The 12256-nt window shown below is 66.9% G+C and carries 6 protein-coding genes; 4 read left to right on the forward strand and 2 right to left on the reverse strand.

The genetic code is table 11. The annotated features are described in order from the left end of the window. A partial coding sequence (locus B5F85_RS05000; protein ID WP_087315004.1) for an FAD-dependent oxidoreductase occupies positions 1-953 on the reverse strand: 953 nt, incomplete at its 3' end. Beyond that, a complete protein-coding gene (locus B5F85_RS05005) occupies positions 950-2449 on the reverse strand; it encodes an NAD(P)/FAD-dependent oxidoreductase (protein WP_087315006.1) in 1500 nt (499 codons plus the stop codon). The genes B5F85_RS05000 and B5F85_RS05005, both read right to left, overlap by 4 nt. 181 nt (positions 2450-2630) lie before the next feature. Here B5F85_RS05005 and B5F85_RS05010 point away from each other — a divergent pair, with 181 nt between their 5' ends. The 4 genes from B5F85_RS05010 (at position 2631) to B5F85_RS05025 (ending at position 12032) form a co-directional block, all read left to right on the forward strand. Beyond that, positions 2631-3824, forward strand: a complete 1194-nt coding sequence (locus tag B5F85_RS05010) for a helix-turn-helix domain-containing protein (RefSeq protein WP_087315008.1) — start codon at positions 2631-2633, stop codon at positions 3822-3824. Positions 3825-4161: 337 nt separating this feature from the next. After that, on the forward strand, positions 4162-11073 hold the full coding sequence (locus tag B5F85_RS05015; protein WP_087315010.1) for an S-layer homology domain-containing protein: 6912 nt from the start codon (positions 4162-4164) through the stop codon (positions 11071-11073). Positions 11074-11355: 282 nt separating this feature from the next. Continuing rightward, on the forward strand, positions 11356-11661 hold the full coding sequence (locus B5F85_RS05020; protein ID WP_087315012.1) for a helix-turn-helix transcriptional regulator: 306 nt from the start codon (positions 11356-11358) through the stop codon (positions 11659-11661). Next, on the forward strand, positions 11658-12032 hold the full coding sequence (locus B5F85_RS05025) for a HipA domain-containing protein (RefSeq protein WP_087315015.1): 375 nt from the start codon (positions 11658-11660) through the stop codon (positions 12030-12032). The genes B5F85_RS05020 and B5F85_RS05025 overlap by 4 nt, the downstream gene beginning before the upstream one ends. The last annotated feature ends 224 nt before the right edge of the window (positions 12033-12256 follow it).

Raw genomic sequence — 12256 nt, forward strand, 5'->3', positions numbered from 1 at the left:
TCTCCCGCCCGTGCTGCCTCCTGGCTCACGTAGTCCACGAGGTCGTGCACGTGCAGCACGTTTCCGCAGGCAAAGATGCCCGGGACGCTCGTCATGAGGGAGTCGTCCACCACCGGCCCGCGCGTCGTCGGCGAGAGCTCGACGCCCGCCGCGCGCGAGAGCTCGTTCTCCGGCAGCAGGCCCACCGAGAGCAGCAGCGTGTCGCAGGGGTAGCGCGCCTCGGTCCCGGGAATCGGCCGCCCGGCGCCGTCCACGCGCGAGACCTCGACGGCCTCCACGCGCCGCCGGCCCTCCACGCGCGTCACGGTGTGCGAGAGCAGAAGCGGGATGCCAAAGTCGTCGAGGCACTGGACCACGTTGCGCTTGAGCCCGCTCGAGTACGGCATGAGCTCGGCCACGCACGCCACGTGCGCGCCCTCCAGCGTGAGCCGCCGCGCCATGATGAGCCCGATGTCGCCCGACCCCAGGATCACGACCTCGCGCCCGGGAAGCAGCCCCTCGCAGTTGACCATCCGCTGCGCGCAGCCGGCGGTGTAGACGCCCGCGGGTCGAAAGCCCGGTATCCCCAGCGCCCCGGCCGGACGCTCGCGGCAGCCCATGGCCAGCACCACCGCGCCGGCCTCGAGCCGCTCGACGCCGCGCTCGGCGCTCACGCACGTGACGCCCGGCCCCTCCGGCCCCGCGGACACGTCCAGGACCATGCTGCCGAGAAGGACCTCCACCCCGGCCTCGAGCGCGGCGTCCGCCCAGCGCGCCGCGTACTCCGGGCCCGTGAGCTCCTCGCCAAAGGTGACAAGGCCAAAGCCGTTGTGCACGCACTGGTTGAGTATGCCGCCGAGGGCGTCGTCGCGTTCGACCACGGCCACGGAGCACCGCCCGCCGGCCCGCGCTGCCACCGCCGCGGCGAGGCCCGCCGGGCCGCCGCCCACCACCACGACGTCGTAGCGCCTCATCGCGCCTCCCCCTCTCCGGCGGGCGCCGGTGCCCCGGCCCAGGCGTCCTTGTCCGCGCCGACGGCGAGCTCGCTGCCCGGCCCGGCCAGCGTCACCGCGGCGAGGTCGCAGCCCAGCTCGCGCGCGAGGATCTGCGCCACGCGCGGCGAGCAGAACCCGCCCTGGCACCGGCCCATGCCGGCCTCCACGCGCCGCTTCACGCCGTCGAGCGAGCGCGCGCCGAGGGGGCGTCGGACGGCATCGACGACCTGGCCCTCCGTGACCGTGCGGCAGCGGCAGACCACGCGCCCGTACTCCGGGCGCTCCTCCACGAGCGCCGACCACGCCTCGGGCGAGAGGCGCGCGACGTCCGGGATCGGCGCGGGCCGCGGGAGCAGCTCGTCCTTCTCGGCCGGGTTGCCCAGCAGCTCGCAGACGATGCCGGCCACCATGCGGCCGATCGCGGGCGCGGCCGAGAGCCCCGGGGACTCGATGGCAGCGCAGTCCACGAAGCCCGGCGCGCCCGGGACCTCGCCGATGACGAAGTCGTGCCCCGGCTGGTGGGCGCGCAGCCCGGCGAAGGTACGGATGCGCTCGGAGAACGGGACGTCCCGCACCGTGAGCGCCGCCTTGCGCATCACCTCGGCGAGGCCGTCTGCCGTGGTGTCGACGCCGTCCTTGTCGTCGATGTCCTCGGCCGTGGGGCCCACGAGCAGGTTGCCGCCCGTGGTGGGCGTCACGAGCACGCCCTTGCCCAGGCGCGTGGGCAGCGCAAAGACCGTGTGCCGCACGTGCGCGCCGGCCGTGACGTCGAGCACGTGGTACTGGCCGCGCCGGGGAAAGATCTCCAGACGGTCGTCCGGCGCGCAGACGAGGTTGTGCAGCTCGTCGGCGTGGACGCCCGCGGCGTTGACTACCACGCGGGCCTCGAGCGCGCCGGCGGGCGTGGCAACGTCCCAGAGCCCGTCGGCGCGGCGCGCCACCTCCGTCACGGGCGAGCAGAGCCTGAACTCGACGCCGTTCACGGCCGCCGTCTCCGCCAGCGCGGCGGTGAGCTGGAAGGGGTTCACGATCGCGCCCGTGGGCGCCCAGAGCGCGGCGACGGCGGGCTCCGCGACGTTGGGCTCCAGGCCCCGCAGCTCTTCTCGCTCAACGATGCGCAGGCCGGGGACGCCGTTTGCACGTCCACGGGCGAGAAGGGCGTCGAGCCCGCGGCGCTCCGCCCTGGCGACGCACACCACGAGCGACCCGATGCGCTCGTAGTCCACGCCGAGCTCCTCGCAGAGCGGTCCCATGAGGCGCGAGCCCTCCACGTTGAGGCGCGCCATCAGGGTTCCCGTGGCCGCGTCGAAGCCGGCGTGCACGATCGCGGAGTTTGCCTTGGACGTGCCGCAGCAGACGTCCTCCTCCGCCTCGAGCACGCAGGCGCTGACCCGCCGGCGCGAGAGCTCGCGGGCGATCGCGCACCCCGAGACCCCCGCCCCGATGACGATGACGTCGTAGCAGCTCCCGCCCATGGATCCCCTTTCGCCGTTAGGGTCATCGTTCCCGCGCGCCGGCGCGCTCAGTCATGCCGCGCGGCGAGCGGTCGGGGCGGCAAGCGGACGCGCAGCGCGCTCCTCTCGGAGCCTTTTGTCAAACTGTTCGCGTTGGCGAACAGCTCCTCTGCTATGCTGGCAGCGTCAACGGGAGGTTGTCATGGAGTTCATCACCGCAGGCGAGGCCGCGCGCCGCTGGGGCGTCTCGGAGCGCCGCGTCCAGCACCTCTGCGCCGAGGGTCGCGTCCCGGGCGCCGAGCGCTTCGGCCGCGCGTGGCGCATCCCCGCCGCCGCGCCCAAGCCGGACGACCCGCGCCGCGCCGCCTCCCCGTCCCCCGCGAGCCGTCCCGCGCCGCGCCTCAGCGCCGCCCTCATGCCGCTCACGAGCTCGTCCTTCTCGCCCGGCCATGCCCGCGAGTACGTCGAGTCCCTGGAGGGAGGGCCTCTTCGCGACGTCGCCCTCGCCGAGCTCGCCTACTTCACCGCCCGGCACGGCGACGCCGTTGACCTGGCGGCACCCCACATGGAAGACGACGACCTCGGCGTGCGCCTCTCGGCCTGCCTGATCTGCGCCTATGCCAACCTTCCGCTCGGGCGCATCGACCGCGCGCTCGCCGCGCTCGAGGGCGCCCGCGGAGCGGCCGCGCACGCGGCGGAGCGCGACCCGCGCCTGCGCGCCGCCGAGGGCTTCGTCGCGCAGGCGGCGAGCGTCCTGCTCCACCTCCCCGCGCCCGATGAGGTCCCGGAGCCCCGCGACGTCCTGCCGCTTTTGCCCCCGGGGCTGCGTGCCTTCGCGTGCTACGTGCAGGCGCATGCGATCTACCTGGACGGGGACTATGCCCACAGCCTCGGCATCGCGCAGACCGCGCTCGTGATGCAGGGGCAGACCTACCCCATCCCCACCGTCTACCTGCACCTCGTTGCCATCATGGACCTGATGTCCCTGCGCCGCGCAGACGAGGCCCGCGAGCACCTGCTCGCCGCGTGGGAGCTCGCCCGCCCGGACGACCTCGTCGAGCCCTTCGCCGAGCACCACGGCCTTCTCGGCGGCATGCTCGAGGCGGTGATCAAGCCCGCGTGGCCCGAGGACTTCCGCCGCATCATCGACATCACCTACCGCTTCTCGGCGGGCTGGCGCCGCGTCCACAACCCCGCGACCGGCGAGGACGTGGCGGACAACCTCACCACCACGGAGTTTGCGGCCTCGATGCTCGCCGCGCGCGGCTGGACCAACCAGGAGATCGCCGAGCACCTGGGCGTCTCGGCCCACACCGTGAAGAGCTACCTCTCCTCCGCGTTCTCCAAGCTGGGCGTCACGCGCCGCAGGGACCTCGAGCGGTTCATGCTGGCGTAGGCGGGCGGGGTCGACCGCTCTTCTCGTCTGCGCGATTCTCCGCGAAATTATCGCAGTCCATGGGCTCTGTTAACGTACCCAACTGCGATTTCTTCGAGGAGAACGGAGCGGAGGCGCGTCGCGGGGCGAGAAGAACGTGCCGAGAAGAACGTGCCGAGAAGAACGTGCCGAGAAGGACTTCGCGGGACGAGAAGGGCGCGCCGTCGGTGGGAGTTTTTGGCTCCGCCCCCCGAATTGTCCGTAAATCGGGTGATGTGCTCACCCCCCACCCTCGCCGATACTTTTGGTTGAACAGTTATGCCTGACGGGCGTACGTCGGCCGAGGGGATGGTGGCTTATGAGAAAACGTCTGCTTCTGATGCTGGGTGCCGCCCTGCTGTGTCTGGGCATCATGCCCGCGAGTGCGTATGCCGCGGGTTCGGAGGGGTACGAGGTGTCGACCGACTGGGTCACCGGCACCACGACGTACCGGTTCACCGACCTCGAGAAAGTCGAACATTTCTCAGTGAAGCCGGAGGGTGACGCGATCCTCGACTTCACGAGGTGCATGGAGCCGCCGTCGGGCACGTCGAAGCATCTCATCATTTCACCTGAGGATGGAAAAGCCCATATTACGGTGCGAGGCACGTCGGGCGTCAGCTACGGATTTCTCCACCTGAGCGTGAGCTCCAACATCGCCGGCCTTATGCTCCAAGATTTCCGGACTGAGAGCAGCCTCTTCCTCGACTACGATGAAGACACGTGTGAGATTGTTTACGACGGCGATTGCGCCGTCAATCAGCTCCAGTTCGACGATGCCGCCTACACGGTGCGCGCTGCGGACGACGCGTCCCGCCTCGACCTTGGGTTTGCGTCGCAGGACGAGAAGGGCAGCGTGACGTTCTCGGGCAACCTCTCCGTCGAAAGCTCACTGAGGGCCGCCACCATGACCATCAGGGATGCCTTTGTAAGCTTTGGAAAGACCTATCTTGGCAGCGCAATCGTTTCCCCGCAGCTGACCATCGAGAGCTCCACCATCAACGGCGTCGGGCACATCAACTCGTTCGAATATCCCTCGTACGAAACCGTCACTTTTGACGCCTTTCACGGCTCGTTCATCACGATTGACGACTCCCAGATCTCTTTTGATGCGGACGTGGGGGGAAACGGCAGTGCCACGGTGCTGGGAAACTCGGAGACCATCACGATTAAGGGCAGCGTCGTCTCCGGCATCGAGGTGACCAGCGGCTATGGGTGTCTCGGCGGAATCTTTGAGAGGGTGACCATCGAAGGCTCCGAGGTCTACGCGAAAAGTGACCATGATGCCGCCATCGGTCCCAACGACTCCGCATACGGACAATCCGGTTTCTCGAAGTTCGGCATTACGTCACCGTCCATCACCATCGAGGACAGCGTCGTCGAGGCGGCGAGCACGTACGGCGCGGCCATCGGCATGCCGCGGCTCTCTGAATCGCTTCTGGAAAACTATCGCCCGGCGCTGAGCATCATCATCTCCGGCAAGAGCGACGTCACCGCCACGAGCGTCCGCTCCGCCGCCATCGGCGCGAGCTCAAGCAAGAGTGCCGGCGGTGACGTCGATGGCGTCGAGATCGAGGTGGGCGCGGGCGACATCACCTGGGGTCGCTCGTCCGACGTTGGTCTTCTTGGCACGCTTCTCAACGTGTTGGGGCTCGACAGTGGCTCGGCGCCTGAGCGCGACCTCGCCGACGCCGCCGGGCTGCTGAGCGGCTGCACCGTCACCATCAAGGGCTCCCCCACCATCAGCGCCAAGTCCGGCGTCATGGCCGTCTACGCCGACACCGTGAGCGTGGAGGGCACCAACCTGGTGCAGGACACCATGGTGATCGCGGACGGCAGCGACAAGTACTCCGTCTACCCGATGGAGACGCCGGGTGCCGTGACGATTGGCTCGGAGACCATCGGCGAGCTCGGATACGGCTATGCCTCGGTGGCGAGGACGGGCGTTTCCGAGCAGTCGAGCGCGGCGATGGCTTTCGGTGACTCCCCTCTGACCGACGCCTTGATCGGCGGCACACGGTTCACCGTTTCCCAGGCTGGCGTCCACAGCTTCTTTACCACCCCGAGGCTCACGCTCTCCGGCGCGGTCAGCATCACCGGTGCGAGCAACGGGACAGCCTCGGTAAGCACGGTGCTGAATCTCAACCTGAACGAGCTTGCGCCGGCAAGCGCCGTCACGAACCCCGCTGACAGCCTGACCTTTGCGTGGCAGCGCGACGGTGAGGAAGTCTCCGGTGCCACCTCACGCACCTACCTTCTCACGGACGCCGATAACGGCAAGGTCATCACCTGCGTCGTGTCCGGCGAGAGATTCTTCGAGGGTAGCGTGACGAGTGACGCGGTTCTCGTGAGCTCCTCGAACCCGGTAGCCGCGCCGACCCTTGGCAGCCGTACCAAGAACAGCATCACGCTCAACGAGAAGGGCGTGGACTACGAATACCGTCTCGTCGGAACGGATGAATGGCAGGACGGTACGACGTTTGGGAACCTCGCGCCCGGCACGACCTACGTCTTCCAACAGAAGGATCCCTCTGACAACGTCAGCGCGCCCGCGTCCTTCTCGACGCTGTCCGAGGCGCCCAATTCAAACGACTTTAGAATCGACTACGTGAACGAGACCCTGTCCTTCCCGAGCGGCGTCCACCTCTACAGCGATAGCAACTGCACGGACTGCCTCAACAAGAACTCGTCCAAGACAAGCATCAGCATAAGCGAGTTCATCGACCCGAGCGGCGCTACCCTCTACGCCCGCTTCGCGACGGCTGACCCAACGGACACGGAGTCCGTGACCACGATTACCATCCCGGCGCGCCCGGAGGCCCCCACGCTGACCGACGAGGCGATTACGGTGACGTCTGACAGCGTCAGCTTCGTGGGCACAGAGGGCGTGTCCTACCGCCTGCTCGCGGGCGGGCGCGTGCTCAAGACGGAGACGGGTGACGGGCAAGCCACCATCACGTTTGGCAGCCTCTCCCCCGCTACGAAGTACTCTATCGAGATGCGCGTCGAGGCAAGCAACGAGACGTCCACCTTCCGCTCGGGGGTGGCAGAGCAGAGCGTCACGACCGATTCCGCCGAGCCCATTGCCCCGACCCTCTACGTTCAGGCAAAGCCCGAGGGCGCAGGATACGAGTCCGTGCGCGTCGGCTTCTCCTGGGAGCGGCCCGTGACCAACGGCGCCGACATCACCGGTTACGTGATCTATGCGCAGGCGGACGAGGGCTCGTCGGTCGAGGTCTGGAGCTCCGAAAGTGCTGACGTGACCTCGTGCGAGGTCGTCACGGGCGAGTCGGGTGTTGCGCTGCTGCCCGGCGAGACCTATACCTTCACCCTGCAGGTGAACTGGTCTGCGGGCGAAGAGACTAGCAAGGTGACCTCTGAGGGGGCGCAGGCAATGCTTCCGAGTCTGTCTCCCAATCCTGATGGCTTTACGATTGATTACTTCAATGAGACGCTGACCGTCCCTGAGGGCGTGAACCTCTACAAGGACGAGAGCTGCACTGACCGGATCGTCGTTGCAAACAACAAGCTCAGCATCACGGAGTTCATCTCTGACTATGGCAAGGAGCCGCAGTCGCTGTATGCCTGCTACGCCTCTGCGGGGAATGACGCCGACGCCGTCACGGAGATTCCGATCCCCGCTCGTACGTACGTGGCCACGGTGCGTGAATCGGATATGACCCTGACGCACAACTCTCTTTCGCTGCGAAAAGAACATCTTAAGCTTGATACATACGATTATGAATTGAGGCTGGGCAGCGATCCTATCGATCTTGCGTCTGACAACGGCTCCTATTTGAAATACGAGGGCCTGACGCCCGAAACGGCCTACTCACTCGTCATCACGAAGCGTGCCACCGCGGAGTTGTTCAAATCCTCCATCGTGCAGACGATCACGACCAAGAGGGCGATCGCGAAAAGAGACACCCTGCTGGTGCCTGCGTCGGAGAGCTCCTACGCCAGGGCGATTTCCTATGATATTTCTTCACTGTTGGACGGAGCAAAGATTACGGACGTGAGCGAGGAAAACGACGACGCTGGAATCCTAACGTCTCGTAATTGGAACAACACGGTTGTCAGGCTCGGGTTCCTATCGGCTTCCGTTGGCCAGTCCGCCACGGTCGAGGTCGAGGCGCAGCTCCCGGATGACGGGGACTACCTCGTCCTCACCCTCACGCTCAAGGTCGTCGACGTGATGGCCGAGGGTACGGACGGCACCTATTGGGTGCATGACGAGCTTTCGGAAGATGAGGTTACTTCGGTCGACGCTGCCCTCGAGAATCTTCCTGACGGCTCGCAGCGTCTTGACGCCTTTGACCTCAGCCCTCTCAATTCCGTAGGCGGCACCGCCGCTACCAACGCGGCGTCGGCGAAGGCCACGTGGGAGTTTTCCAAGGATATAGAGACGACGGGCACCTTCGACGTCTATCGCATCGAGAACGGCGCCGCGACTAAGCTCGATGGCGTGACGAAGACGGACACGGGCATTACGTTCGACGTCCAGGGGGCATCCGCCTGCTACGCCGTGGTCTATACGAGCCCGAAGCCCGAGACGTTCCAAGTCACGGCAGCCCCGGCACAAAACGGTTCCGTCGAGACGGACGTGCAGACGGCAAGCGCGAATGATACCGTCACCGTTACGGTCACTCCCAGCCAGGGCTTTAAGCTCGATGCTCTCAACGTCATTCTTGCAACCGGTGATCCCATCACACCGGCACTCCAGACCGACGGCACCTATACCTTCACGATGCCCGCGGCACACGTGACCGTCTCCGCCAAGTTTGTCCCCATCACGCCCGTGTTCTCCACCTTCAGCGCCACGTACAATGGCGACAAGAGCACGGTGGACGTCACCTGGACGCTTGAGAACAACGGCGCGGCCATCACGAAGTACAGCCTTGCGGTCACGCTTGATGGCAAGCCTATCAACGGCTCCCCCTTCTCGCCCAACACGAACGAAACGTCTTACAAGCTGACCGGTCTCAAGCCGGGAACGTACAGTCTCGTGCTGACGGCGACTAACAACGGTATGACTGCGACGTCCGAGGCTGTCACGGTGACAGTGCCCGAGCCCGAGCCGCTCACGTACACCGTGACCGTTGAACCCGCCGAGAACGGGTCCTTCTCGGCATCCCATTCAACCGCCGAGGCGGAAACGACGGTCACCATCACGCCCGATCCCAACGAGGGCTATGAGACGGCGTCGGTCATGGTGAAGGGCGCCAACGGCGAGGTCGTGACTGCGACCCCGAACGAGGACGGCACCTACGCCTTTGAGATGCCCGCCTCCAACGTCACCGTCTCCGGCACCTTCGAGAAGGTCGCGGACGATGACGAGCCGGCCGAGGACGACCTCAACGCCCTTCTCAAGAAGACCTTCGAGGAGAACGATGACTTCGAGGCCGTCATGCTCACCAAGGGCACGTACAGGCTGACCGACGACCTCTCCATCGCCGATCTCAAGAAGGAGAACGGGAGAACCAACCTCAAGACCACGAGCCTCTACATTGGCAACGACGCGGACGGCGCGACGGTCGAGCTCGACCTGCAGGGTCACACGCTGGATGCCGAAGACTGCGCGCTCATCGTGACGGAGGGGTCTACGCTCAACCTCACCGACTCGGTCGGCGGCGGCTCCATCAGCGGCAGGAAGGGCCTCTCCTACACGGACACGACCACCGGCACGAAGTACGCCTACGCGGGCGGCATCGCGGTCTACGGCACGCTCAACATGAGCGGCGGCTCCATCACCGGCAACCAGGCCGCGGGCGAGGGAGTGCTCGGCTACGGCGGGGGCGTCTACGTCTTTGGCGGCGGCACCTTCAACATGTACGACGGGACGATCTCCGGCAACACGGCCTCGACGCGTGGCGGCGGCGTGGCGGTGCGCTCCGCCACGGACGCGACGCCCGTGCCCAACCCACTATATGTGGGAGGCGCCGAAATCACGGACTGGAACGAGGTCGACGGCGGCGACGTTGACGCGGATCTCTCGGTCGGGCTGCTCGGCTCGCGTGTGGGAGAGGCCGCAGGTAGCTCCGCCGGCACGTTCAACCTCTACGGCGGGGCCATCACCGGCAACTCCGCGCCGGTTGCCGGAGGCGTCTACGCGGGCGGCGTTGTGAAGATCGGTGAAGACAGCAACCTGCCCGCGGCCATATCCGTCACCGGCAACACGTCCGGGAACCTGTACGTTCCTTCCGGCGCCACGGTCACGCTCCTGGCGAAGCCCGCTGAGGGGTCGAGGATCGGCGTGACCATGGAGAAGGCGCCGGGCCTGTTCGCGAAGGCGGACGAGAACGCGGCGAGCGACGTCGCGGGCACCTCTCGCGCGAGCTTCACGAGCGACAGCGGCGCGTACTACGTGACCACTCAGCAAGACGGCCTCGCGCTGGCCTACGTGCCTTCGGCGCCCACCTACGAACCCGAGATCGTGGTGCCCGGGGGCGGCGGCACCGTCACGACCGACCCGCGCTATCCCGAGCAGGGCGACGAGGTCACGATCACGCCCGAGCCCGACGAGGGCAAGGTGGTGGACACGGTCGAGGTCACCGACAAGGACGGCGAGCCCGTCGAGGTCACCGACAATGGCGACGGCACCTGGACGTACCGGCAGCCGGCCGGCTCGGTAACGATCACGGTCACCTTCGCCTGCGACGGCGGCGCGCTCTGCCCGAGCGAGCCCTACCCGGACGTGGACCAGTCCCAGTGGTACCACGCGGCCGTGGACTGGGCGATCTCGGGCGGCGTCATGACCGGCTACGGAGACGGGACCTTCGGGCCCGACCGCTTCGTGACGCGCTCCGAGGCCGCGGCGGTGCTCTGGAATGCCGCGGGCAAGCCCGCGCTCGAGGTCGACGAGTCCGCGCTGCCGGCCGACGTGCCCGCCGACGAGTGGTACACCGGGCCCGTGGCCTGGTCGCTGGCGGAGGGGATCTTCAACGGCAACGGCGACGGGTCCTTCGCGCCCGCCGGGGAGCTCACCCGCGAGCAGGCGGCCTGCGTGCTCTACAACCGGGCCGCCGCGGCCGGCGAGGACGTCTCCGCCCGCGCGGACCTCTCGCGCTTCGGCGACGCCGCCTCCGTCTCCGGCTGGGCCGCCGACGCGATGTCCTGGGCCGTCGCCGAGGGCGTCTTCAACGGCAACGGCCAGGGGCTGCTGGAGCCCGGGCGCGCGATCGCCCGCTCCGAGCTCTGCGCCGTCCTCATGAACTGGGAGACCAGGGAGTAGGTCGCGCGATCTTATCGCCCCTCTCGACCAAGGCGGGACGGATGCCCTCGGGTGTCCGTCCCGCTCTCATGCGGAGTGCACTTGACGCGCCCGTGCGCTCAGTGTACCGCGTCCCTCTCGCCTGCCCTCTTCGTCGGGCATGCTGTATGTGACGGTATTGCCAACCACGAGGTGCCGTTCCGTCTCACATGTCATGCTGGGCACTCTATGAAGCTGAGAATAACGTCTGAAATATGCTACATTAACCTACATAGAGACACATAATCAAGACGTTAGGATGATATGAAGCGGCCAATTCCCATGCGCACCATGCTCGCTGCCCAGCAGATAGGCGAGAACCTGGCCACATGGCGCAAGATGCTCGGCCTTACTGCGGAGCAGGTCGCGGTGAAGGCCGCCGTGTCTCGCAGCACGCTCTCGCGCATCGAGAACGCAGACCCCACGGTGAGCTTTGCGACCTTTCTCAACGTGTGTCGCACGCTTGGTATCCTCGATCTTGTGACCGAGGCAACCGACCCGTACGAGACCGAGATCGGCCGCATCCGCGCCGATCGCGCCCTTCCCCAGCGCGTGAGGAGAAGGTCATGATCCCGTCGGTTGACGTCTATCCGATTCATAACACAGATGACCATCTCAGGAACATCGGGCTCGTCCGTATGGGGCATGCTTGGAGGCTTGCCCCCTGCTTTGATGTCAACCCAAACCCTGCGCTCTCGGAGCCTCGCGTCACAGGCGTCTTTGGCGAGGTCGGTTCCGCCGAGGTGGAGGGGCTTCGCGCCTTGGCACCCATATGCGGGCTCTCTGAGCGCGAGGCCGCGGGGTGCGTCTCTCGGGTTCTCCGGGCGCTTGGCGGCTGGAAGACCGCGGCGATGCGGCTGGGCTGCCCGCGGTCAGAAGTCGAGCTGTTCGCCCCCGTCTTTGCGGACCGCTGCGAGGGGCTGACCGCGGCGTTCCGGTAGTGAACTGCGCGTCGGTGCTTGAGCCAGCGACTGCGACCGCCCTTCTCGCCCGCACTCATGAGTGCGGACATCGAGTGCGGGCGGTTTTGGGTCCACTGTGCATCGAGTGCGCGGTCCTTCTCGCCATATGCCGAGAAGTGCGCGCATCCAATGCGCGCCGGCCCGCACTTGATGTGCTGAGGCGAGAAGTGCGGGCTTGCTCCCGGCGTCGCGCGAGAAGTGCG

The organism is Olsenella sp. An293 (genome assembly GCF_002159495.1).
In the GTDB taxonomy this organism is placed as follows: Bacteria; Actinomycetota; Coriobacteriia; order Coriobacteriales; family Atopobiaceae; genus Thermophilibacter.